The following is a 26,563-nucleotide window of genomic DNA, read 5'->3' as shown; positions in this document are numbered from 1 at the left end:
CGTCGACGGAAGCGGTGCTTCAGTTCACGCAAGTTGACGCTAAATTACCCGCACACGAACAGGTTCCACACTCTCGCGTCGGACGTATCACACCCGTATCTATCATCTCAGGCGAATGCGTCTGACGAACGACCGAGGGACAGGAAGCATTTATCCCCCCAGCACATAGCCGTGTTCAGTACATGTCGAGCGCGGACCGGACGATGATACTGACGGAGGAACACAAGCCCATGCCCATCGCGGACGTGGTGACGGGGCGAGGGTTCATCACTGGCAAGTCCGGGAGCGGGAAGTCCAACACCGCGAGCGTGCTCTGCGAGGAGTTGCTCGACGAGGGCGTCCCGCTGATGATCGTCGACACCGACGGGGAGTACTACGGCCTCAAGGAGGAGTACGAGATGCTCCACGTCGGTGGCGACGAGCGCTGCGACCTGCGCATCGGTCCGCAACACGCCGAGAAGATCGCCGACATCACCCTGGGGAGCAACGTCCCCATCATCCTCGACGTCTCGGGGTTCATCGAGGAGTCCGACTCCAAGCGCCTGGTCCACGACGTGGTCCGGGAGCTGTTCATCAAGGAGAAGAAGGCCAAGGTTCCGTACCTCCTGCTCATCGAGGAGGCCCACGAGTTCATCCCCGAATCGGGCGGCCTGGACGAGGTGGGTGAGATGCTCGTCCGCGTCGCCAAGCGCGGCCGGAAGCGCGGCCTGGGCGTCTGTGCGATGTCCCAGCGCCCCGCCTCCGTCTCGAAGGACTTCATCACCCAGTGTGACTGGCTCGTCTGGCACCGCCTCACCTGGAAGAACGACACCCAGGTCGTCTCCTCCATCATGGGCTCCCAGACCGCCGACGAGGTCCAGAGCCTCGAACCCGGCGAGGCCATCATCATGGCCGACTGGGAGGACGACAAGATCCGGGTGAAGTTCCGCCGGAAGCGCACGCTAGACGCCGGCGCGACGCCTGACCTCGACGGCATCGACGACCCGGAGACCCAGTCGGTCCGCTCGGACATCGTCGACGAACTCGAAGACGCCGGCGCGAGCCTCACCGAGAAGGGCGAGCAGAAGGACTGGGACGCCGAGGACGAGGCCGCCGCGACCTCCAGCGCCGTCGACGCCGTCGCCGAGGACCCCGAGCGTGGTGCAGCGGACCCGGAGCCCGCCGACACGGCGCCTCGCGAGCCCAGCGGCCAGGGAGCGGCCGCCGGGGAACCCGCCGCCGACGCGGCGGCCAGGGACTCCCAGCAGGCTTCCAAATCGACCAGCGGATCCCAGGAAACGTCGAGCGACCCCTCGGAACTCGACGAACTGGACGAACCCGACCCGGACGAAGTTTCGCCGAGCGAATCGCAGTCCCAGTCCAGCACCCAGTCGCAGTCAGACGAACCTGCAGCGGAGACGACGGAGGACGCCCTCGAACGAGCGGCCAGAAACGTCTCCGCCGGCGACGTCAGTGCGTCCGCCGGCAACGCGAGCGGCAGGTCGCAGGCGAGCAAGGGGACCGCGTCGGCCAAGTCCGACGGCGGCGTCAATCGCCGCGCACGCCGGCCCAGCCCAGATCCCGACCCGGCCGACGATCCCGTCTGGGAGGTCGCCGAGTTCGTCGCCTACCTCATCGGCTCGCTGGGCGCCGCGACGGTCAACCTCGGCCTCACCGTCGAGCGGGCCATCGGCTCGGTGCTCGGTACGAACACCGGAACGGCCAGTTCGACCAGCCAGCCCGCCAGCGACAATCGCCCGCTCGTCGGCATCATCGTCGCAGTGATGTTGCTGACCATCGGCCTCGTCGTCGGCGTCGGCGTCGCGATGCTTCTCTGATTCGCCGAATTTTAGGTCGGATCCGTCCCGTCCCGCGTCCAGGCCTCGGTCTCGTGTTTTCGTTCGGCCAGGTCGTGAGCGCGGGCCAGTTCGTCGTCGGTCCAGTCGCCTTCGTCGGCGTCGACCCACTCGGCCAGCGTCGTCGCGAGCGCGTCGACGACTCCCGCTCGGTCGACGTCGACGTACTCGTCGATCCCACCGACGCGGTCGGCGAAGGCGGCCGGATCCGGGCCGTTATCGCGCTGGTCCGCGTCGCCGCCCGCTCCCGTGAAACACGCGCAGTGACGCTCGGGGTTCGTCGAGAACGTGAGCGAGCCGTGCTGGACGACGGCGTCGCGCTGGCGATACTGGGCGTTGCCGGAGACCTTCCGGCCGTCCGGTCCGACGACGTCGTGAGCGGGATGGAGCGCCCGCAAGTAGCAGGCCGGCTGATAGACCGCGGGGCGCTCCTCGTCGGCGAAGCCCGCGTCGACGCCCATCCGTGAGAACGCTTCGAGAACCGGCTCGCAGAGCAGCTCGTAGCAGTCCATCAGGTCCCCGGGCACCTCGTCGGCCGGGACGACGATGGAGTAGGAGACGTCGCCCCACGAGTCGTGGTAGATGGCGCCGCCGCCGGTCGGCCGCCGGGTGACGGTGATCCCCTCCCGCTCGCAAACGTCCCAGTCGACGGTCTCGGGGTCCTGGTTGTACCCCAGCGACAGCGTGCTAGGTTCCCAGCGGTAGACGCGGAGGGTGCGCGGCCCGCCGGCAGCCGCCGTCTCCGCGGCGATTTCGTCCAGCGCCATGTTCAGCGGCCCTTCGTGGGACTCCTCGGCGATGATCCGCCACTCCTCGTCCGCCAGCTCGGTCATTACTCGTGGGTTGGCGAGAACCGTGGAAATGGATTGCGGGCCGCGGCGGGTGAGGAGTTGCCACGGTGCCGTGTCACGTCAGAAGACATATAGGCCGGTCGAGAACACACGTGGGCAATGAAACGGGTCGCCGGCCGCACGCTGGTCTTCCTCGCAGTCGTCGCCCTGGCGGTCGCCGGCACGGCGATGGCGAGTCCCTCTCCAGACAACGTCTGTGGCGCCTGCGGAGACGTCTTCGAGGATGTGGCCAGCGAGCAGGGAGTTCCGGTCGAGGTGACTCACAGCACGGCGACGGTGTACGTCCACGAGAACGGATCGGCGACGTGGGTCGTGACCAATCGCGTCAACGAGTCTGCTGCCGATCAACTCGCCGCGTCGCCCGCCGCGCTCCACCGCGTCGCCCGGGCCACCACGACGGAGGGGTATGGACACCCCGCCGGTACGAGAGTGCCGAGAACGTCCGTCACCGCGTCGGTCGACGGCCGGAACGTCACGTTCCAGTTCCGAGAGCGCGACGCCAGCGAATCACGACTCGGTCTCACCGTCGCGGGCACGTTGCATAGAGGCAGCGTCATGGGCGGCTGGCTCCTCAACGCCGACCGGTTCACCGTCGTCGGTCCGCCGGGGACGGAGCTGGTCAACGAGCCGAACGAGACCATCCACGCCGACGACGCCGACGCACCGGGCGTTCCGGACGTGGACGGTCGGCGAGTGACCTGGACCGGGCCGGAGACCGACTGGGGACAGTTCGTTAGCGAAAACGTCTATCTCGTGTACGGACCGCCCGACACCAGCGAGTACCACGCCGATGGCGCAGTCGCGCTCGCCACCGCGCCCCTCTGGCTGGAGAACGTCAAGTGGTACGTCCTCCCACCGACGGCCATCTACGGAGCCCTGCTGCTCGGTGCCGTAGCGGCGGTACGGAGAGCCGAGAGCGGTGACTCGGACCGGCTCGCCCCACTCCTCGCCGGTCTCGGTCTCGTCGGTATCGTCGCGGCGGTACTTGCACAGCACCTCCACGAACCGGCCTGGTATGGCGGGCTGGCGGCGATATACCTCGTGACCGGCCTCGTCGCCTGGCGCCGGCCCGACCGCCTCGTGTCGGTGCGTGACGCACTCGGAGTGGCCGTCGTCGCTGCTCTCGGAGCCGGGGTCGTCGCCACCACCATCGAGCCTGCCGCCTGGACAAACGGCAGTTCCGCCCGGACCGTGCTCGAACAGACCGCGTACCACCTCCCCGTGGCGGTCGCGCCAGCGTTCGGGCTCGCTGTCGCGGGGCCACGGTCGGCCCGGACCGCACGGGCAGTCGCATATGGGTACCTTGGCTCCGTGTTTACGTTCTTCCTGGCCGCAGTCGTCCGGGTTCCCGTCGCGACTCGGCCGTTCGGACCCCTGATCCTGATGATTGTCGCCGGCGCAGTCGTCTCGGTCCTCGCTACCGTTCCGCTCGCGGTTCTGGCAGTTCGGGTCCAGTCCGGGCGGGAGTAGCCCTGTCCCGGTTCCCGGCGTTCTCACGAACGCGGTCGGTGGTTACGAGAACCTCTCAGATACGACGTCCGCCATCACGGACGCCTCGGCCCGCCGGAGATGTTCCGCCGCTGTCCCGGGCGAACAGCCCAGTACCTCAGCGACGTCGGCCACGCTCCCGCTGCGTGGTTCCTCGTAGTAGCCACAGTCGACGGCGGCGTCGACGGCCTCGTACTGGCGGTCGGTCAGTCGGCCGCCGGTGACGAAGTAGCGGGCGTCGTACTCGCCGACGGAGCGGACGTCGACGGTGAACGCCTCGGGGAGTGCTTCGACGGCGCGCTGGACCGTCTCGCCGGGGCCGATGACGGTGGCGCGCATCGTGCCGTCGGCGTGGAACTCGACGGGCATCATGAGGACGAGCCCCTGACGGCTGAACGCCTCCACGAGGCGGTCGTCGGCGTCGGTGTGCTCGCCGCGGACGTAGAGGTAGAAGGAGTCGTCGTCCCGGCGGGAGAGTTCGTACTCGATGACCTCCTCGGTCTCGCGCAGTGCGGCCTCGTACGGTTCCACGGGCGACCCGGTGACGTGGAACAGCGCGGTCTGGATGCCGAACCCCTCGCCGGCGTCGGTGCCCGGCTGGCTGTAGCTCACCTCCAGCAGGCGCGACACCTCGTAGCCGTCGTGGGCGACGACGAACTGGTGCATCGGGTGGCGCACCTCGGGGTCCTGGTCCAGTGCCAGGCGGACGTACTTCATGCGAGACGGCTGAGGGGCGCACCACATAAACCTACCTCACAGCTGAGGCAGAAACGCGAGGAGCGTTCCGGCCGGAGTTACGGACGATCGAAGGCATGCAACGACAGCTTACAACCGGTGAGGGGAGCGTTTTCGACGTATTACCGGACGACGCCGTGGTGGGGAACGAAGAGCACGTCAACGCGCCGGCGGTGGTGGTCCGGGCCGACGCCGTCCAGGAGGTTCTCTCCGCGCTGAAAGCGGACGCGGGCTACGACCACTGCGCCTGCGTCACGGCCCAGGAGTACGGCGACCGGTTCGAGGCCATCTACCACCTGAAGAAGTACGACGCCCCGACCGACGAGGTGTCCGTCGTCGTCCCGTCCCCGAAAGACGACCCGGGCAACGAGTCGGCGGCGCCGGTGTACGAGACCGCCGAGTGGCACGAGCGCGAGGCCTACGACCTCCTGGGGCTCCGGTTCGACGACCACCCCGACCTCCGGCGGATCCTCCTGCCAGAGACGTGGCAGGGCCACCCGCTGACCGAGGACTACGACCAGGACCAGCCACAGATAGTCACCTACCGCGAGCACGAGCGTATCATGGAAGACCGACAGGTGGGGCCGGACACGATGCTGCTGAACATGGGCCCGCACCACCCCTCGACCCACGGCGTGCTCCACCTGCTGGTCGAACTCGACGGCGAGGTGGTCGCCGACGTCGAACCGGACATCGGCTACATCCACCGCTGCGAGGAGCAGATGTGCCAGCAGGGGACCTACCGCCACCAGATCATGCCCTACCCAGACCGGTGGGACTGGGGCGGCGCGGGCCTCTGTAACGAGTGGGCGTACGCCCGCGCCGCCGAGCGACTGGCCGACATCGAGGTGCCCGAATACGCACAGGTGCTCCGGACGATGTCGGCGGAGCTGTCCCGGATGCTGTCGCACTTCCTGGCGCTCGGGGCGTACGCGCTCGACGTCGTCGGCGAGTTCAACGCGACGTGGATGTACGCCTTCCGCGACCGGGAGCTGATCCAGGACGTCCTGGAGGACCTGACCGGCCAGCGCCTGATGTTCAACTACTTCCGGCTCGGCGGGGTCGCCTGGGACGTCCCCGAACCGCGCGCAGAGTTCTTCGAGAAGATCCGCGAGTTCGTCGACGGCCTCCCCGAGAAAGTCGTCGAGTACCACGACCTCCTCTCGAACAACGAGATCCTGCAGGAACGGACGCTCGACACGGGCGTTCTCCCGCCGGAACGTGCGAAGGAGTTCGGCTGCACGGGCCCCGTCGCCCGCGGGTCGGGCATCGACTACGACCTCCGCCGGGACGACCCGTACGGCTACTACGACGAACTGGAGTGGGACGTCGTCACCGAGGACGGCTGTGACAACCTCGCCCGCCTGCTCGTCCGGATGCGGGAGGTCGAGCAGTCGGCCCGCATCGTCGAACAGTGCGTCGACCTGCTGGAATCGTGGCCCGACGACGAGCGCACGCTCCAGTCGAACGTCCCCAGAACGCTCCGGCCCGACAAGGACCGGGAGGTGTACAGCGCCGTCGAGGGGGCGAAGGGCGAACTCGGCATCTACGTCCGCTCAGACGGCACCGACACGCCCGCTCGCTTCAAGATCCGCGGGCCGTCGTTCTCGAACCTCCAGGCCCTCCCCGTGATGGGCCGGGGCGAGTTCGTCGCCGACCTGGTGGCCACTATCGGTAGCCTCGACACAATCATGGGTGAAGTCGACAGGTAGTTACCACGCCGTCTTCCCGTGGTTCCCAAAATATTATAGCTGAGAACGGCGTTGTATTTCGCATGCAACAGGTCGCGCTCGACGTGCCCGGCGTCCGCCCACGGGAGGCGGAACGGGCGGTGACGTCGGCGCTCATCAACCTCCCGGGCGTCCAGTGGGCGGCGACGTCCTCGCCCACCGGCGTCGTCGGCATCCGGTTCGACCCCGCGATGACGGAGCTGAACGATCTGCTCGACGCCGTCGAAGCGGCCGGCTACCCGTCGACGTCCTGAACGTGACGCGATTCGAGGTGATTGCTCGGTAGAGTTTTGAACTGAGTGGGTGGTTCTCGGTTGGGCCAGTGAAACGAATGCCGACAGCAAGACGTCGTGCTAACAGCGACAACCCCAGTACCCACCAAACGCTACGTAGCTGATCTGTACCGACCAGCCATCAGGTAACGGAATTGACAGACGTCCAACAAGAACGATCCGTCGAGAGTGAGGGTTTAGTGGCCAGGCGCCCAACCGGTGGTAATGACCGACACAGAGACCGCGACAGTTGCGGGCGGCTGTTTCTGGTGCACCGAGGCCGTGTTCAAGGAGCTCGCGGGCGTCGAACGCGTCACGTCGGGCTACGCCGGTGGACACGTCGAGGACCCGAGCTACGAGGCCGTCTGTCGGGGCGAGACGGGCCACGCCGAGTGCGTTCAGGTCGAGTACGACCCGGACGTGCTCTCCTACGAGGACGTGCTGACGGTGTTCTTCTCGACGCATAATCCGACGACGAAGGACCGGGAGGGACCGGACGTGGGGAGTCAGTACCGCTCGGCTGTCTTCTACCACGACGAGGCCCAGCGCGAGGCCGTGGAGGCGTTCGTCGACGAGATCCAGTCGGGGTACGACGACGACATCGTCACCGAGATCGCGCCGCTGGAGACGTTCTACGAGGCCGAGGAGTACCACCAGGACTACTTCGAGAAGAACCCGAACGACGCCTACTGCTCCGTCAACGCCGCCCCCAAGGTCGAGAAGGTCCGCAAGCAGTTCCAGGAGCTGATGGCGGCGTGAGCTCCGAGGATCCGGCCTTCGAGTTCGAGACCACGGTCGCCGTCCGCTACTCGGACGTCGACACCTACGGCCACGTCAACAACGCGACGTACGCGACCTACCTGGAAGAGGCCCGCATCGACTACCTGGAGGAGGTACTGGGCGACGAGGCGCGGTCGCTCGCCGCCGAGTCGGCCGAGGGCGACGGGGGCGGGGCGGCCGTCGGCGTCGTCGTCGCCAGCCTGGACATCCAGTACCGCCACTCCGTCGGCCTGGTCGACTCGGTGTCGGTGGGCGTCCGCGTCCCGCGGCTCGGCGACGCCAGTTTCCCCATCGAGTACGAGATCAGATCGGACGGCGACGTGGCGGCCGAGGGGACGACCACGATGGTCGCCTACGACCGCGAGGCGGGCAAGTCCCGACCGTTGCCCGACAGCTGGCGGGAGCGAATCGCCTCGTTCGAGGGACTCTGAGCCGCCAGCGACGCTATTTCTCGCCCTCGATGACCGAGACCTCGTCCGCCGTCGCGTGCCGTATCTCGACGTCGTGGCGCGTGTGGCGGGCGTGGGTCGCTGCCCAGCGGTGGGCCGCGTCCTCGTCCAACCGCTCGGCCTCCTCCGGGCAGTTCCGGCAACTCGTCCGCCAGGTCTCGATTGAGTCCGGGAAGTGGCCGGTGTGGCGGCGGTGGTCCAGCGCGAACTGTTCGAAGGCCTGGTTGCCGACGGTCGCGAGTTCGTCCGAGAGGTCCCACTCGCGGTCGCATCGCTCGCAGGAGACGATGATGTCGTCAGGTTCGGGGTCCGATGGGGGCGTCGGTCGGGAATCGTCGTCTGGTCCGGGCACGCCGGTACTTGGATCAGCGGGCCCTTGAAGGCTGAGATAGCACGGGACCGAACCGACGAGACTCAAAACGTGTCGTATCGCTCTTCGTTCCAGGGATTCGCCGTGTTGGAGTAGCCGCGTTTCTCCCAGTACCCTCGCTCGGGTTCGGTGAGGAACTCGACGCCCGTCACCCACTTCGCTCCCTTGTAGGCGTACTTGTGGGGCGTCACGACCCGGAGCGGTCCGCCGTGGTCCGAGGGGAGCGGCCGGCCGTCGAGGTCGTACGTGAACAGCACTTCCTCGCGCGTGCACTCCGCCAGCGGCAGGTTCGTCGAATAGCCGTCGAGCGCACGGAACATCACGTGCACGGCGTCGTCAGTGACGCCGGCCCGCTCGGCGAGTTCCGGGAACGTGACGCCGGTGAACTCGTTGTCGAACTTGCTCCACCCGGTGACGCAGTGGAAGTCCTGGCGCTGGGTCTCGCTGGGGAGGTCACGGAACTCGTCCCACGAGAACCTGAGTTCGTCCTCGACGGCGCCCGAGACGGTGAACTCCCACGTCTCGGGGTCCCACTCTGGCGTCCCGCTCTTGGAGAGGACCGGATACCGCTCGGTGCGGCGCTGTCCGGGCGGCAGGCGCTCCCCGCCGAACTCCTCGTGGACGTCGGTGACGTCTGTCACTGACATACCTGTGAGTTCGTCCGCCATCACGGTAAATGACAGCCCTGCGATCCGGTTCCGGGCGTGCGTTTATCGGTCCCGAGGTGCTAGTCACCCGCATGCCGATACTCCGATTCGAAGCGGCCGACACCACCGAACGCACGCAGATCGGCGAAGGACTCGTCCGCTTCGCCGTCAAAGCCGGACGGCTGGAGACCGGCCGCGAGGAGGGGCGGTACTTCCTCCAGCACGCCGACGGCTGCGGCGTCGACGGGGAACGGATCCGCCCCGGCGACCCGTTCGCCTTCGACACGGACACCGGCGAGATACTCTGTGTCGGACACGCCGCGGAACGAGCCGCCAGTCAGCGCCCCACCGCGAACTGAGCGGGAGCGGCCGCCGTGAATCGGCCGGGGCCGGGCACGGCCTCGTCCCTGACCGTGACGGCCCGTTCCGGAGCCGGTCGGGCCTCAGGGAGACTCGTCCGCCCCCCGCGGAGACTCGGATGCGGCGTGGACGGCCGCGATCACGCCGAGTGCGGGCTCCACGTCGCCCACGGATTCGACGAACACGAGCGTCTTCGGTGGCCTGCTCGCCTTCGGTCGAACCCGCAAGCCCGCCGCGTCGGCGGACGCCGCCGCGACGGTCGGCGCAGCCTCGAACTCGACGTAGGCGCGCGTCGGCTGGGCGTACACGGCGGCCAGCGACCGCCCGTCGGCCGCGAGGGTCGCCGCGAGCGTCCCGTCCGGTGTCGGGTCGATCGCAGTCTCGTGGTCGACGTCGAATCGGGGAGTGGACCCATCGTTCCGGACCAGTCCCTCCCGGAGACGGCGAACGAGACGGAGTCCCTCCGATCGGTCGTCCTCGATCATCCAGAGCGGCCGTGCCCCGGGGCCGGTGACGTGCCGGGCCGAGGCCGACGGTCGGGGATCCCGGAAGCGGCACCGGAAGCGGTCGAGCGCGTCGGTTCGGACCGACCAGACGACGCCGGTGCCGGCGCTGGGACCACTCTGACGTCCGCGTCGGGATTCTGCACCGGGTCGACGCGGATCCGCCCCGACAGCCTCGCGTCCCGGAGCAGGCCACCCGCGGTACGGCGGTCCATCGGACCCATGACGGTCATCGCGTCGAGGAGTAGCTGCTTCGGGACGGCCGAAGCAACACCGGCGTCCGCGATCCCCCGTGCCCTGTCGAGGTCTGCACCGACGACGGTCGCGTACTCGACCGGATCCGTGACGCCGTCGAGACGCTGGTGCCACGACAGAGGGTAGACGCTAATCCGGTCGGGTCCCGTCCGATACAGCGCGTTGGGCAGCCAGAACGCCGCGTCGGTCACGCGGTCGTCGAGCAGCGCCGAGAACCGCGTCAGGGAGTAGGGCGCGCGGTTGCCGAGGTCTGACAGGACGTGGTCGGCGTACGAGAGGACCAGCGACCGGGGAACGCCGGGTTCGCCACCGGCGTGGTACCGTTCGACGATCTCGACGACGTTCGTCGGGTAGAGGTACCGACCCTCGTGGATCAGTTCGTCGAGGGCGTTCCCCTGGAGTGAGTCGTTCATTGCTGTTCCGTTGACAGTACGGCAGGTGATCGTATAAACCGTCGCCGGAGGGGTCGCTACTGGTACGCAGACGGTCTCACTGCGTTTTTACGAGTCGGGCGATTACGGGGGGCTAATGGTCCAGAACGTCGCCAGCGAGATGGCGGACCTCGAGGCGGAGGACTTCCACCTCCTCTCGGGCGTCGAGCAGGGGATGCGCTTCTCGGAGTACGTCGACCGCGAGAAGATTCCGAAGTTCTCCCGGCTCACCGCCGAGAACGTCGACTACCGGCTGGACCGCTGTGAGGACCGGGGCTTCCTCGAACGGAAGACCATCCAGTACGAGGGGTTCAAGCTCACCTTCGAGGGGTACGACGCCCTGGCGTTGCACACGCTGGTCGAACGCGGGACGATAGAGGGATTCGGCGCCCCGCTCGGCGTCGGCAAGGAGAGCGACGTCTACGAGGTGCGCTCGTACAAGCCACTCGCGCTGAAGTTCCACCGCGAGGGGTACACCAACTTCCGCGAGGTCCAGAAGGAGCGGGAGTACACCTCCGACCGCGACCACGTCTCCTGGCAGTACACTGCCCGCAAGGCCGCCGAACGCGAGTACGAGGCCCTGGAGACGCTGTACCCCGACGTCAGCGTCCCCCAGCCGATCGACCAGAACCGCCACGCCATCGTGATGGAGAAGATCGACGGCGTCGAACTCGCGCGGACGAAACTCGAAGACGAGCAGGTCGTTCCCGTCCTCGAACTCGTCCTGGACGAGATGCAGACGGCCTACGCCGAGGGGTTCGTCCACGCCGACATGAGCGAGTACAACGTGTTCGTGAACAGCGAGGGCGTCACCGTCTTCGACTGGCCCCAGGCCGTCCCCACCGACCACGAGAACGCCCGCGAACTCCTGGAACGCGACGTGACGAACGTCGTCGGCTACTTCCGCCGGAAATACCCCCAGTTCGTCGACGAAGTCGACGTCCCCGGCCTGGCCGCCGCCATCGCCGACGACAGCTTCGACGCGCTGGACGACCACCGCAGCTGAGGCCGCTTTTCCTCGAATTTCGATGATCTGCGACTAGCGACCGCCACGACTGGGGCGGATCTGTCACTACTTATAAACTATATAACGCTATAGGAAATCAGTACTGATCAGAACGGTACCGGCTGTTCCCGAACCGTCGAAAGAAGTGCTGTGGCTCCCGAAATCGTGCGATTCAGATATTTCGAGCGAGAAATTCGACTGTAGCGGCGGCCACCCCCGGGGGTTCGCGGCGATTCGGCGGCCGGAGTCGACTCTCGAAGCCCGGGTATCGGCGCTACCGACGTTCGGCGCTACCGACGTTCAGGACTACCGACGGAGTCGAAGCCCGATGTCGTCGGGGTCGGAGACTGCCAGGCCGTCGTCGGTCGACTCGAGGGACGCTCCACCGCTGTCGAGCCGAGACCGGACCTCCTCGAACGCCTCGTCGTCGGGCACGACGAGTTCGAACCAGTCGAGCCCCCGTGTGCCGGCCGATGCCGGTTCAGACCGGCCGTTCCAGGTGTTGAGGCCGACGTGATGGTGATACTCGCCCGCAGCGACGAACAGCGCGGACTCGCCGAACCGCTGGCGAACGTCGAATCCGAGGCGGTCCACGTAGAACTCCCGGGCGGCGGCCAGGTCCGTCACCTCCAGGTGGACGTGCCCGACGTCGGTTCCGTCCGGCGCGGCGTCGCCACCGGCCGCTGCCGCCCGCAGGTCGTCGAGATCGAGTGGCAGCGTGTCCATCCCGACGCGGCCGTCGTCGGTGACTGGCCACTCCTCGCGCGGGCGGTCCCAGTATATCTCGACGCCGTTGCCCGCCGGATCGGAGAGGTACAGCGCCTCGCTCACGAGGTGGTCTGACGCCCCCGACAACTGCCACCGTTCCTGCACTCGGTCTAGTGCGTCCCCAAGGGCCCCACGCGTAGGCAGGCGGAACGCGGTGTGGAAGAGGCCCGCCTCCCCGCGGCCGCGCTCCGGAGCGTCCGGGTCGGCGCGAAGGACGACGAGCGGGTCGCCGTCCGCCCCCAGCGTGGCCTGGTCGTCCTCGCGGGACTGGACCCGGAGGCCGACCACGTCGGCGTAGAACCGGACTGCTGCGTCGAGGTCGTTCACGGTCAGTCCGACGCGGCCGACGTGGGCACTCGCCGGCATCGCAGCGTCTGTGCTCTCCATGGGAGAGTACTCGAGCGCCGCAAAGAAATGATGTGGGGGCAGTCGACCGCTATCGCTCCGGGGTCGACCGGCGTCACGTCCCGTTCAGTTGGGCACGCGGTACTTCAGGTCGATCTCGTCGATGAGCCGGTCGTTCCGGCTGAGGTTCGTCTCCAGTTCGACGTGGAGCGAGTCGAGCATCGTGTCGACGAGGTCCTGACGCGCCGAGGACGAGGACCACTGGTCCGGGTTCGCGGGCGTGCCGACCTCCATCGCGACCTGCTGGTTCGGGTAGATGGTCCGCATGTGGTACGGCTCGTCGTGGTTCGCACAGCGGACGGCGTACGACGAGAGGCCCTCGTAGTCGGGGTGGATGACCTCGATAACGTCGCGCTGGGGGTGACCCAGCGACTGGGCGGGCCGGTGTGGGTTGTTCCAGTGGCCGTCGGCGAGGTTCGCGGCGTCGCCCGACGGACCGAGCCACGTGATGACCATGCCGTCCTGGAAGTAGGGCACCTCGCTGGTGTTCTTCAGGACGATGTACTGGTTCCAGTAGCTGCCGCCGTTCTCGTGGATCTCGATGCTCGCCTCCATCGGCGCGTTGGCGGTGAAGCCGTCCCCACCGAGCGAACTACCCGTCCGCGGGTCGACCTTGTCGGCGACCATGTCGTGGATGGGATTGTCCGGGTTGTTGACGACGTCGTCGGGCAGGTCTGCGGAGCTTCCCCACTCGCGGCTGTCGTCGTACTCCGGCTGGTCGTGGACCCGGTCGCGCACCCGGACCTCGTCGGGCTGGTAGGACCGCGCGTCCGTCGGCCAGCGGTCCTGGATGAACTGGCCGGGGCCGTTCGTCGCCGCCGTCGGGCCCGCCGTCTCGCTCCAGACGTTATCGGGGTCGTCGTGCGTGCCGGGGTCCTCCGTCTCGTCGGGCAGCAACGCCAGCCGGGGGAGGAGCTTCACCGTCGCGTGCGCGGGGAAGTCGTTGTCCGCGAGCTGCTGGACGTAGGGCAACGCCTGGGTGCCGAGCTGGTCGAGGGTCAGCGACCCGTCCTGGACGTTGTCCTGGACGGCCGCGACGTCGTAGTCGAACTCCTCGGCCTTCTCGGAGTCGGTCCAGGTCTGCCCGGTCGAGGACGTCTCGCCGGGCAGGTAGTCCAGGAAGTCACGCGGGACGTAGTACGGGTCGTCGAAGTGCTCGTACAGTTCGGCGACCGTCGTGCTGCCCGTGATGTCCGACGGAAGTGTGTCCGGCTCCGGCGGTCGGTCCGGGAACGGGACGTCCCACGTGGGCTCCTCGCCGTTGCCGGTCTCGGTTTCGGTCTCCGTCTCTGTTTCGGTGTCCGTCTCCGTCTCGGTCTCCGTCTCGGTGTCTGTGGTCGTCGGTGGCGCGGTCGTCGTCGGCGTGTCCGTCGGGGGCTCCGAGCCAGCGGTGAAGGCGATGGTGTCGATCTCGATCGCGCCGGAGGCGCCCTGCCAGAAGTTGAACCGGACGGCGCGCGGGTTCTCGGGGTCGCCGCCGGCCGCGGAGAGGTCCACGGACACCGTCGACCATTCCGTCCCGATGGTGTCGTCGGTCAGATCCGAAAGAAGACCCCTGGCGCCGCCGACGTCTACGACGAAGTCGCTCTCCTCGCCGCCGCTGTCGCCCCGAACCACCAGATTGAGCGTCGACTGGTCGGCGACCGACTGCTGGACGTTGCTGCCGAACCAGCCGGCGTTGTCGTACTCGAGGCGGAGGGCGCCGTCCGAAACCTCGCCCGACCCGTCACCGTTGGCGAAACTCCCCGCGTCGGCCCAGTTGCCCAGGTCGTTCGATCCCGGATACGTGCCGCCGTCGAAGGAGTGGACGACGAGCGACGACTCCTGACCGAGCGCCGTCGCCGCCAGCCCGAGGCTCCCGAACGCGATGCTACTTTTGAGTATGGTTCGTCTTTTTACCATTGCACGTGACAATAACTCCTCGGGCAAAATAAATTTAACGGATTAGTAAATAAATTTTATAATCTAGTAAGCGTGCCGCTCGGCCGAGCCGGCCTGCGGCGGGTGGGCTGAAAACGGCCCGGGCTGAAAGCGGCCCAGGTGCGGATGAGTCGACTTACTCGAAACGCACCTCGTCGAGGTAGAGCGTACTCGTCCCGTTCTCACCTCCCCAGAAGTCGAATCGGAGCTCACCGGGCGAGGAGCGGTCGATCCCTGCGGCTGCCATGTCGACGGCGACGTCGGCGGTACTCGTTGTGATGGCCGACCCAGCGACGCTGCTGAACTGGGCGCGCGCGCCGCCGACGTCGAGGACGAAGTCGCTCCCCTCGCCGCCGCTGGCGCCGCGGACGCTGAACACCAGCTGGTCGTAGTTCGAGACGTCCCGGTTGACCTGCTCGACGAACCAGCCGCCGCCGTCGTACTCCAGGACGAGTTCTCCGTCGACCACCTCGCCGTCGTCGTTCGCGAACGACCCCGCACCGTTCCAGTTACCCAGGTCGTTCTCGCCCGACCACGCCGGGTCCCCGTCGTAGTCGTTGACGAGGAGTGCGGTGCCGTCCGGCGTCTGTGGTTCGGTCGTGGTCGTCGTCGGTGGTTCCGTCGTGGTCGTCAGCGGTTCCGTGGTGGTCGTCGGCGGTTCCGTGGTCGTGGTCGTCGGCGGTTCGGTCGTGGTGGTCGTCGGTGGCTCCGTCGTGGTCGTCGTCGGCGGCTCCGTCGTGGTCGAGCCGCCGCCGTCGCCGCTCGGCAGGTCCGAGTTGCGGTTCTCGTACAGCAGGTCCTTCACCAGCCCACCGTGGGTGTCGTTGTTCCGGAGCAGTTCGAAATCGTCCCGGGACTCCCGATTGAAGAACTGCGGCGTCCACCGGAAGTCGAAGATCCACGGCACCGGGTGGAGCGGGTAGTTCTCGAACAGCTCCTGGAACTGCTGGCCCTGTTCGTCGGTCGTCCCCGAGAGGTACGGCGCGCGGCCGTTCTTGTACCCCCACTCGGTCATGAACACCGGGACTTCCTCCCCGGGTTCACCGAAGGACGCCGACAGGGGCCGCATGTTCTCCTGGCCGTAGACGTGGCCGGTGTAGGCCAGGTTGTCGCCCTCGAACTCGTCGTTGGGCGCCTGAGCGGTCCACTGACTCCAGCGTGGCGAGCCGATGAGGACCAGGTTCCGCGGCGCGTGCTCGCGGATCAGATCGACCCACGGCTGGGCCGTCTCCTTCCAGGTGGTCCAGGTCTCCTGTGCGGCCTCGGAGTCCGACGTGGGGTCGGTCTCGTCGGCGTACGGCGCCGTCGGCTCGTTGTACAGTTCGTAGAGAACGTGGGAGTCCTCGGCGAACTCGGGCGCGATCGTCTCCCAGAACATCCGGATCTCCTCGTCGATTTCGTCGCTCGTGTAGTGGAGCGTCTCGTCGTGCTCGCCGCGGTGGCGGTGGTAGTCGACGATGGCGTAGACGCCCTGCTCGGCGCACTTCTCGACGGCCGGCCGCAGGTGGTTCTCGAGGTAGCTGTCGAGCTGTCCCTGGTCGAAGCCGGGCGCCGGCGGGGCCGCGCCGGGGTCGTGCCCGCCGATGTCGACCGGCTGGACGGGCAGGCGGATCACCCGCGAGTACCAGCCGTTCTCCTCTTCCGTCCCCGGCGGCGAGTTGCCGTTCGTCGCCCAGGTGATGTACTCGTCGACCGAGTAGGAGTAGTAGTTGTCCGAGTTCAGCCGCTTCAGGTCGGGGATGTTCACCCCGCGGAGGATCACCTCGTTCCCGCTCGGATCGCGGATAAGGTTCCCGTCTCGTTCGAGCCACGGCGTCGGGATGCCCGCCGACGCGGAGCCGCTGACGCCGAAGCCGATCCCCGCAGCGACCGCGCTGGCTCCGGCGGTCGCCTTCAGGAAGTCGCGCCGGGAGCCGCCGCTGATGGAGTCAGTGAGCGCACTTCGCTCGCCTCCCCGCGGGCTGGTGTCGCTATCCGCGCTCGTTCTGTCGTCCTGTTCTCCCGTGCCGTCGGCGTCGTCCGTCGGTCGTGTCATTTGTCTGCGTTCCGCGTCGTCGAGCAGTCGTTCGCCGGTTCTCGGTGTCGCCCGTCGTCTCGGAACCGCGGGCCCCTCGTGAACGAAGGGCTGGGGGGCCGTCGGCGTCCGTCGACGGCGAGCGGTAGCGCCCGCAACGCCGTCGCCGCCGACGGATCCGTCCCCTTCAGATCAGGAGATCTGGACGGTCACCTCGTCCGTGGACGTGTTGCCCGCACTGTCGGTCGCGGTGAGGGTCACCGTGTACGTGCCAGCGGACTGGTAGCGCTCGTCGGTGTACCAGCCACTGCCGGTCGAGCCGTTACCCAGTTCCCACTGGAGGTCGGTGATCCACGTGCTGTTGCCGGTCTCGTCGGTGATCCAGAACTGCATCAGGTCGCCGGTCGACCCGGACGTCGCCCCCGGATCGATCGAGGCGATCAGGTCGCCAGAGGGCGGTTCCTCGGTGTCGGTTTCCGTCTCGGTGTCGGTTTCCGTCTCGGTGTCGGTTTCCGTCTCTGTGTCCGTCTCCGTCTCGGTGTCAGTCTCCGTCTCCGTATCAGTCTCCGTCTCCGTCTCGGTGTCAGTCTCCGTCTCGGTCCCGGTGCCATCGCCCTCGACGTCCACGGTGACCGACGTCGTGCCGGTGTCGGTGACCGAGACCGTCGTCGTCGCCGAGTCGCTGTCGGTGCTGACGGTGATTTCGTGCTCACCGAGGAACGCCGTCGTCGAGTAGGCGCCCGACCCGTCGGTCGTCCCGCTCTCGTCGGTCCACCACTCGTCGAAGACGAGGCCGGTCCAGACGTCGTAGGCCGGCTTCTCCGACCAGTCGTCGTAGAACAGGGGCGCCTCGTTCTCCCAGTGGCGCCCGTCCCAGAAGCCCCACATGATAAAGGCGTCACAGCCCGGATGCGAGAACGCGCCACGGAGGTAGTTCTCCAGCATGTCGGCGCGCTCCTGGTCGCTGTTCCAGTCGTCGCCGTTGTACGTGTCGAACTCCGTGATCTTCAGGCGGGCACCGAGGTCGGCCCACTTGTTCATCTCCTGGACGACCTGGCTGGCCGAGATGCGGCCGTCCGGGTCGTCGTTTGAGTTGTACTCGCCCTGGCGGGCACCGACGTGGGCCTGCAGGCCGACGATGTCGATGTCCGTGGCGTTGTCGTTCAGGTGCTGGATCTGGTTGACGTAGCGGTCGTCGGTGTAGCCGTAGGCGAACTGGTTGAAGTCGTTGACCGCGATGTCCAGGTCGTAGCCGTTCTGCTCGATGACGTCCGCCGCCTGGCTGTACCAGTCGGCCAGCAGGTCCGAGGTCCACGGGATAACCTCGCCGGTCCAGGGCTCCTCGGTGTCGATCTGGTCGCCGTAGACGCCGAGTTGCATCTGGTAGACGTGCATCACCTCGTTGACGACTTCCCACTCGGTCAGGTCGTCGCCGTAGTGGGTGATGATCTCCTCGATGTGGTCCATCGTCCGGGTGCGGATCGTCTCGGCGTCCTCGTTGTCGATGGCCGTCTGTATGTCGGAAGGGATAGCGGCGACGTCCTCACGGCCCCAGAGGCAGACGTGCCCGCGCATGTCCAGCCCCTGGTCGAGGATCCACTGGGTCGCCTCGTCGGCCAGTTGCTGTTCGTTCTCCCAGAAGTCCCACTTGTGGCGGTTCTCCATCACCGCGGTGTTGAACAGCTCCGGGATGTACTCCCGGTAGTTGTCCCCCTCGCTGGAGCTGTTGATCAGGGTGTTGGCGTTGACCGCCGTCCCGAAGTCGAACGCGTGGGACTGCTGTTCGACCGTCACGTCGGCACTGGAGACCGTCGACCCGTCGGCGTTCTGGACCGTTATCTCCAGGTCACCGGTGCGGTGTTCCTGGATTCGCTCGTCGACGCTCAGCGAGGTGTCGGCGGTCTCCGCCGTCGCGGGCGAGGACGCCGCGCCGCCGATGGCGCTGGCGGCTGCCGCTGCGCCGACCGCCTTCATGTAGTCCCGCCGGTCTATGGACTCCAGGACGCCGTCCGCCTCCGCCGTGACCTCGGCCGCCGTCGGGTCGTCCGCGTCGTCGGTATCGATCGGCTCGTTCGCCGTTTCGATCCCCGTCTGTTCGTCCGTCAGTTCCCCGTCGTCGCGTGTGTCGTCGTTCGTCATTGGATTGTCTCGAACGTCTGTCGGTTGTTCCACTATTCGAGTCGGATCTCGTCGATTTCGAGCGTGCTACTCCCGCCCTGCCAGAAGTTCAGGCGGACGGCCAGGCTCGACGAGGACGTGTCGACCCCGGCCGAATCGAGATCGACCGCCACGTCGGCGGTGCTCGTGCCGATCGAATCGTCGGTAACGTCGGCGAGCAGGCCGCTTGCTCCGCCCATACTGAACTCGACCTCCGATTCCTCGCCACCGCTGGCGCCGCTGACCGAGAAGACCAGCGAGGAGTACTCGCTCACGTCCCGATTGATCTGCTCCTGGAACCAGCCGCCGTTGTCGTACTCCAGAACCAGTGCGCCGTCTTCGACCTCGCCGCCACCGTTCTCGAAGGACCCGGCCCCACACCACTGACCGAGGTCGTTCCAGCCGGACGACCACGACGGGCTGCCGTCGTAGTCGTTGACTATCAGCGTCCCTCCGGACGGGTCATCGGTCTCTGTCTCAGTGTCAGTCTCCGTTTCCGTCTCGGTCTCCGTCTCCGTTTCAGTCTCCGTCTCTGTCTCGGTCTCCGTCTCGGTCTCCGTCTCCGTTTCAGTCTCTGTCTCCGTTTCAGTCTCTGTCTCCGTTTCAGTCCCCGTGTCACCGTCGCCGTCGCCGAACTCGATCCAGTCGAAGTTCCAGGCGCCGGACTCGGCGGTGATCCGGACGACGTGCTCGCCCTCGGGGAGGTCGAGGCTGCCGACCCGGATCGCCTCCCAGTTCGTCCAGTCGCCGGTCTGCCAGACGTCCTGGGTGGCGACCGTCTCGCCGTCCACGTCGATGCGCAGGGCGCCACCGCCACCCTCGCCGGCCGCCGCGTTGACGTGAGTAACCAGCCCGTCGCCCGAGTCGACCTGGACGGTGTACTCCAGCCACTCGCCGGTGTCGATGTACCCGACGTTGTAGCCGGACTCGGCCGACGTCCCGATGTCGACGGCAGTATCGCGGTAGGAGCCGTCCGCCTGGTTCGACGAGGTGGTGTCGTAGTAGGAGATGCCCTGGCCGCCCTCGTCGAAGTCCTCGGCCTGTATCCGGCCGGGGATCACGTGCGGACCGTTGAACGCGGACTGCTCGGCGTCGGTCGCGATGGTCTCGGCGATAACCGTCGCCGGGCCGGACTCGTTGCCGGCGTCGTCCACGGCCCGGACGGCGATCTCGTAGGTCGTCGCCGGGTCGAGGTCGGTGACCGACGCGGACGTGGTGTCGGGCAGGGCCTCCTGGTTCGGTTCGCCGTCGACGGAGAGGACGTAGTGGGAGAGGCCGGCCTCGCCCTCGTCGGTCACGGCGTCCCAGGACACCTCGACGCTAATCTCCGAGGTCCGGGTGACGGTGAGGTTCGAGGGAGCGGGCGGCGCGATGGTGTCGTCGATCGTGTTCTCCGGGATACTGTCGTCCCGGGTCTCCGCCAGCCAGGTCTTGATGAAGCCGCCCATCTCCTCGTCGCCGTCCTTGAGCGTCCAGGGCTCGTTCGCGCCCTCGCCCGGTGAATCGAAGAACGTCGGTGCCCAGCTGTCGTCGAAGCACCACGAGATCCACCCCATGTTCTCGTAGCCCTCGGCCCACTCGCGGAAGGGCTGGCCCCACTCCGAGTTGGTTCCCTGGTCGATGTTCCCTCCAGCAGGGTCCCAGCCGAACTCCGTGACGACGACCGGCACGTCGTTGGCCGGCTCGCCGTAGTACTGGTCGAACTCGGAGGGCGCGCCGTTGTCCGGATAGATGTGGGCCGCGTAGATCAGGTTGTCACCCTCGAAGGGGTACTCCGGCGCCATGTGCGTCAGCGACGTCCACCGGGGCGAACCGACGATGATTGGCGTTTCGGGCGCGTGGTCACGGACGAGGTCGACCCACGGCTGGGCCGCGTCGCGCCAGGCCTGCCAGGCGCCCGCGTCGTCGCCGTACATCCCCGGCCGGGTCGGCTCGTTGAACAGCTCGTAGATGACGTGCTCGTCGTCGGCGAACTCCGGGGCGACCGCGTTCCAGAAGGTCCGCATCACGTCGTCGATGGGCGCCAGCTCCTCGTCGTTCTCCGAGTTGTACGTCTCGGTCGCGTCCTGGGTGTAGGGCCTGATGAGGTGGAAGTCGACCAGGGCGTACACGTCACGGGAGGCCAGCAGGTCGACCGACGGCCGGATGAACTCCTCGACCAGCGTGTCGATGCCGTAGTGGTCGACGTTGTCCTGGGTGAACGGCAGGCGAACGACGTTCGGGTGCCACCCGCGAGATTCGTCGGTCGCCCACCGGAGCACCTCCTCGAAGCTCTTCGAGTGGGTCCGCCGGTAGAACGCCGGGTCAGCCGGCGCCATGCCGCGGAGCTGGACCTCGTTCCCGTTCGGGTCCCGTATCCACTTCCCGTCGGTGTGGAGCCGCGGCGTGGGGATGCCGGCGCTGACGTCGCCCGCCAGCGCCAGGCCCCCGACGGTCGCGCCGATGGTCTTCAGCGCGGTCCGCCTGGTCGTTCCGCTACCGAGCCCGCGGTCCGTCGTCTCCGCGGCTCGCGTCTGTTCGTCCCCTGTGCCCCCCGTCGCGTCGCGTGGTGAGTCGTTTGCTGTCATCGTTGGATAGTTCCGCCAGTTTCGTCGCTATTCGAGTCGGATCTCGTCGATTTCGAGCGTGCTGGCACCCCCCTGCCAGAAGTTCAGGCGGACCGAGAGCCCCGGGGAAGCGGTGTCGACGCCGGCCGATTCCAGGTCGACCGCGACGTCGCCCGTGCTCGTCCCGATGGAGTCGCCGGTCACGTCGGAAAGGAGCGACGTGACGCCGCCCATGTTGAACTGGACCTCGGATTCTTCGCCGCCGTTCGCGCCGCTGACTGCGAAGACGAGCGACGAGTACTCCTCGACGGACTGGTTGATCTGCTCCTGGAACCAGCCGCCGTTATCGTACTCGAGGACGAGCGCGCCGTCCTGGACCTCCCCGCCGCCGTTCTCGAAGGACCCGGCCCCGCACCACTGGCCGAGGTCGTTCTGATTGCTCGACCACGCCGGGTCGCCGTCGTAATCGTTGATCACGAGCGCGTCGTCCGCGGGCGGTTCCGTCTCACCCGCTTCGGTCGTCGCCTCGACGGTCGCCGTCCCGGACTCGTTGCCGACGCCGTCGACAGCGCTGACGCCGAACTCGTAGGTCGTCTCGGGTTCGAGCCCCTCGACGGTCGTGCTCGTCGTCCCGGCGTCCACGGTGTGGTCTTCCTCGCCGTCGACGGAGACGACGTAGCCGTCGAGGCCGGCCCCGCCCTCGTCGGTCGACGCGTCCCACGCCAGTTCCACCGTCGAGTCGGTCTGGGCCGGCGAGGTGAGGTTCGCCGGAGCGGTCGGTGCCTGTTCGTCGGTCGCGCCGGCCGTCGTCACCGCGACGGTCGCCTGCGCGGACTCGTTGCCCGCGCCGTCGACGGCGGAGACGGCGATATCGTAGGCCGTGCCGGCGGTCAGGTCCTCGACCGTCGCCGACGTGGTGCCCGCGGCGACCTGCTGGTCGATTTCGCCGTCGACGGAGACGTTGTAGTGGTCCAGGCCGGAGCCGCCCTCGTCGGTCGAGGCGTCCCACTCGACCTCGACGGCCGTCTCCGTCTGGCTCGGCGACGTGAGGTTCGACGGGGCCGATGGCGCCGTCGTATCACCGGTCTCGGCCGGTTCGCCGCTGTCCAGCCAGATCTCGTCGATGGCGATCGAACTGTCGCCCGCGTCGTAGAACCGGAAGGTGATCTGGCCGGGCGCTTCGAGGTCGGCGCCCGCGGCTTCCAGGTCGACGGACAGGATCGATTCGCCCGTTCCGATCGTGCCGTCGGTCACCTCGGAGAGCAGCGGGTCGATGCCCGCGAACTCCAGTTCGATCCCGCGCTCTTCCCCGCCGTTCTCGCCGGAGACCTTGATCCGGAGCGTCGGGTAGTCGGTGATGTCCTGCGAGACGCCGGTGCCGTACCAGCCACTGCCGTCGTAGTCGATCTCCAGGGCACCGTCGACGACCCCGATGCTCTCGAAGCCGCTGCTCCCGACCCAGTTACCCAGGTCGTTCGAGTCGGGCCAGGCCGGGTCGCCGTCGTAGTCGTTGATCAGCAGGTCGTTCGGCCCGGCGCTGGCCAGGTCGGTGGCGACGCTGAGCGTCGCCTGCTCGGACTCGTTGTCCGCGCGGTCGACGGCGCTGACGCCGAACTCGTAGGTCGTGTCCGCGTCGAGGTCGCCGATCTGGACCTGGGTCGTCTCGGCGGCGACCCGGCGATCGCGTTCCCCGTCGACGTAGACGTTGTACCCGTCGATACCGGCTGTCTCGGCGTCGCCCGCGTCCGTCGCGGCGTCCCACGAGATCGTCACCGACTGCCAGGTTCGGGCCGGCGACGACAGGTTCCCGGGGACCGACGGCGGCGTCGAGTCCTCGAAGGCGTCGGTAGTCACTTCGACCGTCGCCGTCCCGGACTCGTTGCGCGCGCGGTCGACGGCGGTGACGCCGAGAGTCACCGTCGTGTCCGATTCGAGTCCCTCGACGGTCGTGGTCGTGGTTCCCTCGGGGACCTCCGCGGTCTGCTCGCCGTCGACGGAGACGGCGTAGTGGGAGAGGCCCGCCTCGCCCTCGTCGCTGGCGGCGTCCCACGAGAGATCCACCGTCGTCTCGGCGACCCCCTCCGCGCTGAGGTTCGTCGGCGTGGGCGGGGCCTGGGTGTCGTAGGGGACCGTCGGCGGGTTGTGGTCCCGGTACTCGATCAGGGCGTTCTTGACCGTCTCGCCCATGTAGCTGTCGCCGCCGAGCAGCTCCCACTCGCAGGGGAGGTCGGTGCAGTCCTGAGGGACGTCCTCCTCGTAGGGGTTCCCGATGTTGTCCTCGAAGTCCGCCTCGGCGAACGCGCGGTCGAACATGACCGGGCGCCAGACCGGGTCCGCACACCAGGCAGTCCAGTGGATCGCCTCGCTCTGCTCGAGGAACTCGAGGAACGGCTCGCCGTACCCCGACGTCGTCCCGCCGATGTACTCGCCGCCGCCCTCCTCCCAGCCCCACTCCGTGACGAACAGCGGGTACTCCTCGTAGACGCCGGCGACGCCCTCGCCGTTGTTCGTGGCGTCCTCCCAGTCCCCCGCCTGGCTGGAGTCGTGGCCGGGGTAGATGTGGTAGGTGTAGGCGAGGTTCCCGCCGTCGAAAGGCTCGACCAGCGCGCCCTCCGGGCTCTGGGACCAGCTCGGCGAGCCGACGAGGACCAGGTTCTCGGGCGCGTGCTCGCGGATGATGTCCACCCACGGCTGGGCGACGGCCTTCCAGTCACGCCAGACGTCGGCCCAGTTCTGGCTCTGGGTCGGGTCGCCCCACATCCCGGGCTCCGTGGGTTCGTTGTACAGTTCGTACATCACGTGAGGCTGGTCGGCGTACCGCGGCGCGACGACGTCCCAGAACGTGCGCACCTCCTCGTCGAGCGTGGAGTCGTTCCACTGGACGTCCCGGTGGCGGTGGTAGTCGACGATGGCGTAGGCGCCACGCTGGAGGCAGCGCTCGACGACCGGGTCGAGGTGCTCCTCCAGGTACGTCTCCAGTTGCCCCTCGTCGAAGGCGACCGGCGGCGGTCCCTCGCCGGGCGTGTGCTCGCCGATATCGACGGGCTGGACCGGGATGCGGATGGCTCGCGAGTACCAGTCCTCGTCGGTGTTCGTCAGCAGGTCGACCACGTCCGTCGCTGTCTTGCCCCTGGCCGGCGCGGTGACGTTGATCCGCTTCGGGTCGGCCATGTTCACGCCGCGGAGCGTCACCGTGGCGCCGTCGGGGTCCTTGATCAGGTTGCCGTCGACGTGCAGCGGCGGCGTGTCGATGACCGCCGCGGCGGCGCTGCCCGCGAAGCCGCCGCCGAGACCGGCTGCGACGGCGCCGCTTGTGGCCGCCGCTTTCAGGAAGTCGCGGCGCGACGCGTCCCCGAGTGGCCCAGTGGACGCGCCGCTCGTCGCCGACGGTTCGGCGGCGTCAGTCGGTCGGTCGTCGGTGCGGTCGTCGTCGAATTCGTCTGTGGTCATGGGCGTACTGTCAGTCGGGTGAGTTGATCTCGTCGATCTCGATCGACACCGACGAGAACGAGGCGTCGAAGCCGTCGTTCGTCGTCGCGTGGTGGATCGGCCGATCGTCGGTCGGTCCGGTTCCCGGTGGGCGCGTGCGGGGACCGGCAGAGCCGGAGTGATGGAGCGCAGTGGCTCGGTTACGAGACCGTGATATCCACCTCGTCGGTGCTCGTGGCACCCTCGTTGTTGGTCGCGGTCAGGGTGACTGTGTAGGTGCCCGCCGAGTCGTACTGGGTGTCCGCGTACCAGCCGCTGTCAGTCGACCCGTCGCCCAGCTCCCACTGGAGGTCGGTGATCCAGGTGCTATTGCCGGTCTCGTCGGTGATCCAGAACTGGACCATGTCGCCGACGGACGCCGACGTCGTCCCCGGATCGATCGATGCGATCAGGTCGCCGCTGTCCGGCGTCTCGGTGTCGGGCGTGTCCGTGTCCGGCGTCTCCGTGTCGGGCGTGTCGGTTTCCGGCGTGTCCGTCGGCGGCTCGGTCGTCGGGGTCCCGTTACCACCGCCACCGCTCCCGCTGGTGTACGTCGAGCCGTTGATGGTGACCTCGAAGGAGTTGTACGTCGTCTCGCCGACGCAACCCCCCCAGTACTCGTTGCCGAGTTCGATGCCGGAGAGCCACAGGTCCTCGCTCGCGCCCAGTTCGGCGCTGACGTAGTCGATGATCTCGGTCATGTCGATGGGGCCGCCGTCGTAGCCGCCCTGGACGCGGAAGATGGGGAACGTGGCGCTCGTACCGCCGGAGTTGTACGTCGTCCAGTGGTCGATCGTATTGCCGTACTGGTCGGTCCAGGCGGCCTCGTTCTCCATCCCGCCGTGGTCGTGCTGGCCGTTCCAGTCAAGCAGCAACATAATCTCGTAGACGTGGGTTTCGGCCTCCTGGCCCGGTGGCTGCTCCATCAGCCACCACTCCTCGGCCCAGTTCCACTCGCCGCCTGACTGGCTGTAGTCGGCGTCGACCGCCATCTCTAGCTGGTCGACGTCGCGGCGCTGGATCGGGAACTCCGCGACCCCGGTGTCCTCGCCCCACGGGCGCGTCCCGATGAACACCTCCGGGTAGTTGGGGCCGCCGCTACCGTTCGAGGCGTCGAAGTCGTAGCCGTAGCTCCCGTCGTCGTTCAACCAGACGCACTGGGCCACATTCGACATGCTCCACTGGTTGTCCATCAGGGTGTAGCCGTCGCCGACCTCAATCTGGCCGAACTCCGAGTCGCAGATCTCCTCGGCCGTCGCCGCCGTGGCGGAGTTGCCCAGGCCGAGTCCGAGGCCGGCGGCGCCGACCGCGGCGCTCGCCTTCAGGACGTCGCGGCGTGCGGGGTTCGCGAGCGGGGTTCGGCCGTCACCGTCGGCCGGTCGTTCGTCGGCCGGGTCGGTCTGTCGTTCGTCGATTCCGTCGTCGGTCGTGTCTCGTGTCATTGGTGTGAATCAGCTGCGTTCGTTTATCTCGTGATCCCGGTCGTCAGCGTCGGGAACGTACCGCCGAGCGGCGGTTCGTCCCGCGACGGTCGAGCGTGGGATGGGTCGTCGGTTCTCGTTCGAATCACCCG

General features: G+C 67.7%; 21 protein-coding genes. 8 read left to right on the top strand and 13 right to left on the bottom strand.

The genetic code is table 11. The features are described from left to right. Positions 1-182: 182 nt before the first annotated feature. Complete coding sequence (locus tag BM337_RS10525; RefSeq protein ID WP_089816565.1) at positions 183-1,817, top strand: ATP-binding protein; 1,635 nt, start codon at positions 183-185, stop codon at positions 1,815-1,817. Between the two features lie 11 nt (positions 1,818-1,828). Here BM337_RS10525 and BM337_RS10520 read toward each other — a convergent pair whose 3' ends face one another. Then, positions 1,829-2,668: a lipoate--protein ligase family protein gene (locus tag BM337_RS10520; RefSeq protein ID WP_089816564.1), complete on the bottom strand. Its 840-nt coding sequence runs from the start codon at positions 2,666-2,668 to the stop codon at positions 1,829-1,831. A 117-nt stretch (positions 2,669-2,785) separates the two neighbouring features. Between BM337_RS10520 and BM337_RS10515 the strand changes: the two genes are divergently transcribed. Next, a complete protein-coding gene (locus tag BM337_RS10515) occupies positions 2,786-4,156 on the top strand; it encodes a hypothetical protein (RefSeq protein ID WP_089816563.1) in 1,371 nt (456 codons plus the stop codon). Between the two features lie 42 nt (positions 4,157-4,198). Here the strand turns inward: BM337_RS10515 and BM337_RS10510 are convergent, their stop codons facing one another. After that, positions 4,199-4,891 (bottom strand): helix-turn-helix domain-containing protein, encoded by a 693-nt coding sequence (locus tag BM337_RS10510; protein WP_089816562.1) that lies wholly within the window; start codon positions 4,889-4,891, stop codon positions 4,199-4,201. Positions 4,892-4,986: 95 nt separating this feature from the next. Here BM337_RS10510 and BM337_RS10505 point away from each other — a divergent pair, with 95 nt between their 5' ends. The 4 genes from BM337_RS10505 (at position 4,987) to BM337_RS10490 (ending at position 8,122) form a co-directional block, all read left to right on the top strand. Then, the gene (locus BM337_RS10505) at positions 4,987-6,621 is read left to right on the top strand and encodes an NADH-quinone oxidoreductase subunit D (protein WP_089816561.1); all 1,635 of its coding nucleotides are present in this window, start codon (positions 4,987-4,989) and stop codon (positions 6,619-6,621) included. A gap of 62 nt (positions 6,622-6,683) precedes the next feature. After that, positions 6,684-6,893 (top strand): heavy-metal-associated domain-containing protein, encoded by a 210-nt coding sequence (locus BM337_RS10500; RefSeq protein ID WP_089816560.1) that lies wholly within the window; start codon positions 6,684-6,686, stop codon positions 6,891-6,893. Between the two features lie 243 nt (positions 6,894-7,136). After that, positions 7,137-7,670 carry a peptide-methionine (S)-S-oxide reductase MsrA gene (gene msrA / locus BM337_RS10495; RefSeq protein WP_089816559.1) on the top strand — a complete coding sequence of 178 codons (534 nt, stop codon included), beginning with the start codon at positions 7,137-7,139 and terminating at the stop codon, positions 7,668-7,670. Further along, positions 7,667-8,122, top strand: a complete 456-nt coding sequence (locus tag BM337_RS10490; RefSeq protein ID WP_089816558.1) for an acyl-CoA thioesterase — start codon at positions 7,667-7,669, stop codon at positions 8,120-8,122. Before msrA ends, BM337_RS10490 begins: the two co-directional genes overlap by 4 nt. 13 nt (positions 8,123-8,135) lie before the next feature. Here BM337_RS10490 and BM337_RS10485 read toward each other — a convergent pair whose 3' ends face one another. Further along, on the bottom strand, positions 8,136-8,492 hold the full coding sequence (locus tag BM337_RS10485) for a DUF8062 family protein (RefSeq protein WP_089816557.1): 357 nt from the start codon (positions 8,490-8,492) through the stop codon (positions 8,136-8,138). Between the two features lie 62 nt (positions 8,493-8,554). Next, positions 8,555-9,157 carry a sulfite oxidase-like oxidoreductase gene (locus tag BM337_RS10480; protein ID WP_089817174.1) on the bottom strand — a complete coding sequence of 201 codons (603 nt, stop codon included), beginning with the start codon at positions 9,155-9,157 and terminating at the stop codon, positions 8,555-8,557. A 92-nt stretch (positions 9,158-9,249) separates the two neighbouring features. Between BM337_RS10480 and BM337_RS10475 the strand changes: the two genes are divergently transcribed. Further along, a complete protein-coding gene (locus BM337_RS10475) occupies positions 9,250-9,516 on the top strand; it encodes a DUF8075 family protein (RefSeq protein WP_089816556.1) in 267 nt (88 codons plus the stop codon). 84 nt (positions 9,517-9,600) lie between these two features. On the opposite strand, the gene BM337_RS10470 is transcribed toward BM337_RS10475, so the two are convergent. After that, positions 9,601-10,002: a DUF7993 family protein gene (locus BM337_RS10470; RefSeq protein WP_089816555.1), complete on the bottom strand. Its 402-nt coding sequence runs from the start codon at positions 10,000-10,002 to the stop codon at positions 9,601-9,603. Continuing rightward, a complete protein-coding gene (locus BM337_RS10465) occupies positions 9,999-10,688 on the bottom strand; it encodes a hypothetical protein (RefSeq protein WP_089816554.1) in 690 nt (229 codons plus the stop codon). The genes BM337_RS10470 and BM337_RS10465 overlap by 4 nt, the downstream gene beginning before the upstream one ends. 115 nt (positions 10,689-10,803) lie before the next feature. Here BM337_RS10465 and BM337_RS10460 point away from each other — a divergent pair, with 115 nt between their 5' ends. Then, positions 10,804-11,712 (top strand): serine/threonine-protein kinase RIO2, encoded by a 909-nt coding sequence (locus BM337_RS10460; RefSeq protein WP_089816553.1) that lies wholly within the window; start codon positions 10,804-10,806, stop codon positions 11,710-11,712. A 306-nt stretch (positions 11,713-12,018) separates the two neighbouring features. Here the strand turns inward: BM337_RS10460 and BM337_RS10455 are convergent, their stop codons facing one another. From BM337_RS10455 to BM337_RS21620, 7 genes are all read right to left on the bottom strand, one after another. Next, entirely contained in the window at positions 12,019-12,867 is an 849-nt protein-coding gene (locus BM337_RS10455) for a VOC family protein (RefSeq protein ID WP_089816552.1), read from the bottom strand. Between the two features lie 84 nt (positions 12,868-12,951). Continuing rightward, entirely contained in the window at positions 12,952-14,787 is a 1,836-nt protein-coding gene (locus BM337_RS10450; protein ID WP_089816551.1) for a hypothetical protein, read from the bottom strand. Between the two features lie 154 nt (positions 14,788-14,941). Continuing rightward, positions 14,942-16,840 (bottom strand): glycoside hydrolase family 5 protein, encoded by a 1,899-nt coding sequence (locus BM337_RS10445; RefSeq protein WP_089816550.1) that lies wholly within the window; start codon positions 16,838-16,840, stop codon positions 14,942-14,944. 171 nt (positions 16,841-17,011) lie between these two features. After that, on the bottom strand, positions 17,012-18,958 hold the full coding sequence (locus tag BM337_RS10440) for an endo-1,4-beta-xylanase (protein ID WP_089816549.1): 1,947 nt from the start codon (positions 18,956-18,958) through the stop codon (positions 17,012-17,014). Between the two features lie 32 nt (positions 18,959-18,990). Beyond that, positions 18,991-21,543 (bottom strand): cellulase family glycosylhydrolase, encoded by a 2,553-nt coding sequence (locus tag BM337_RS10435; RefSeq protein WP_089816548.1) that lies wholly within the window; start codon positions 21,541-21,543, stop codon positions 18,991-18,993. A 27-nt stretch (positions 21,544-21,570) separates the two neighbouring features. Beyond that, positions 21,571-24,972, bottom strand: a complete 3,402-nt coding sequence (locus BM337_RS21405; RefSeq protein WP_143117699.1) for a fibronectin type III domain-containing protein — start codon at positions 24,970-24,972, stop codon at positions 21,571-21,573. A 179-nt stretch (positions 24,973-25,151) separates the two neighbouring features. Beyond that, positions 25,152-26,432 carry a PKD domain-containing protein gene (locus tag BM337_RS21620; RefSeq protein ID WP_245778647.1) on the bottom strand — a complete coding sequence of 427 codons (1,281 nt, stop codon included), beginning with the start codon at positions 26,430-26,432 and terminating at the stop codon, positions 25,152-25,154. Between the last annotated feature and the right edge of the window lie 131 nt (positions 26,433-26,563).

Origin of the sequence: Halomicrobium zhouii (genome assembly GCF_900114435.1) — an archaeon.
Classification (GTDB): Archaea; Halobacteriota; Halobacteria; order Halobacteriales; family Haloarculaceae; genus Halomicrobium; species Halomicrobium zhouii.
Note: the sequence above shows the minus strand (reverse complement) of the source record. Positions and strands in the feature narration are given on the sequence as shown.

Excerpts from the sequence above, each read along its gene's own strand:
- BM337_RS10465 (WP_089816554.1), bottom strand. The coding sequence starts at position 10,688 with ATGAACGACTCACTCCAGGGGAACGCCCTCGACGAACTGATCCACGAG.
- BM337_RS10475 (WP_089816556.1), top strand. The coding sequence starts at position 9,250 with ATGCCGATACTCCGATTCGAAGCGGCCGACACCACCGAACGCACGCAG.
- BM337_RS10510 (WP_089816562.1), bottom strand. The coding sequence starts at position 4,891 with ATGAAGTACGTCCGCCTGGCACTGGACCAGGACCCCGAGGTGCGCCAC.
- BM337_RS21620 (WP_245778647.1), bottom strand. The coding sequence starts at position 26,432 with ATGACACGAGACACGACCGACGACGGAATCGACGAACGACAGACCGAC.
- BM337_RS10500 (WP_089816560.1), top strand. The coding sequence starts at position 6,684 with ATGCAACAGGTCGCGCTCGACGTGCCCGGCGTCCGCCCACGGGAGGCG.
- BM337_RS10505 (WP_089816561.1), top strand. The coding sequence starts at position 4,987 with ATGCAACGACAGCTTACAACCGGTGAGGGGAGCGTTTTCGACGTATTA.
- BM337_RS21405 (WP_143117699.1), bottom strand. The coding sequence starts at position 24,972 with ATGACCACAGACGAATTCGACGACGACCGCACCGACGACCGACCGACT.
- BM337_RS10515 (WP_089816563.1), top strand. The coding sequence starts at position 2,786 with ATGAAACGGGTCGCCGGCCGCACGCTGGTCTTCCTCGCAGTCGTCGCC.
- BM337_RS10435 (WP_089816548.1), bottom strand. The coding sequence starts at position 21,543 with ATGACAGCAAACGACTCACCACGCGACGCGACGGGGGGCACAGGGGAC.
- BM337_RS10455 (WP_089816552.1), bottom strand. The coding sequence starts at position 12,867 with ATGGAGAGCACAGACGCTGCGATGCCGGCGAGTGCCCACGTCGGCCGC.
- BM337_RS10520 (WP_089816564.1), bottom strand. The coding sequence starts at position 2,668 with ATGACCGAGCTGGCGGACGAGGAGTGGCGGATCATCGCCGAGGAGTCC.
- BM337_RS10525 (WP_089816565.1), top strand. The coding sequence starts at position 183 with ATGTCGAGCGCGGACCGGACGATGATACTGACGGAGGAACACAAGCCC.
- BM337_RS10470 (WP_089816555.1), bottom strand. The coding sequence starts at position 10,002 with ATGATCGAGGACGACCGATCGGAGGGACTCCGTCTCGTTCGCCGTCTC.
- BM337_RS10440 (WP_089816549.1), bottom strand. The coding sequence starts at position 18,958 with ATGACGAACGACGACACACGCGACGACGGGGAACTGACGGACGAACAG.
- BM337_RS10480 (WP_089817174.1), bottom strand. The coding sequence starts at position 9,157 with ATGTCAGTGACAGACGTCACCGACGTCCACGAGGAGTTCGGCGGGGAG.
- BM337_RS10445 (WP_089816550.1), bottom strand. The coding sequence starts at position 16,840 with ATGACACGACCGACGGACGACGCCGACGGCACGGGAGAACAGGACGAC.
- BM337_RS10460 (WP_089816553.1), top strand. The coding sequence starts at position 10,804 with ATGGTCCAGAACGTCGCCAGCGAGATGGCGGACCTCGAGGCGGAGGAC.
- BM337_RS10450 (WP_089816551.1), bottom strand. The coding sequence starts at position 14,787 with ATGGTAAAAAGACGAACCATACTCAAAAGTAGCATCGCGTTCGGGAGC.
- msrA (WP_089816559.1), top strand. The coding sequence starts at position 7,137 with ATGACCGACACAGAGACCGCGACAGTTGCGGGCGGCTGTTTCTGGTGC.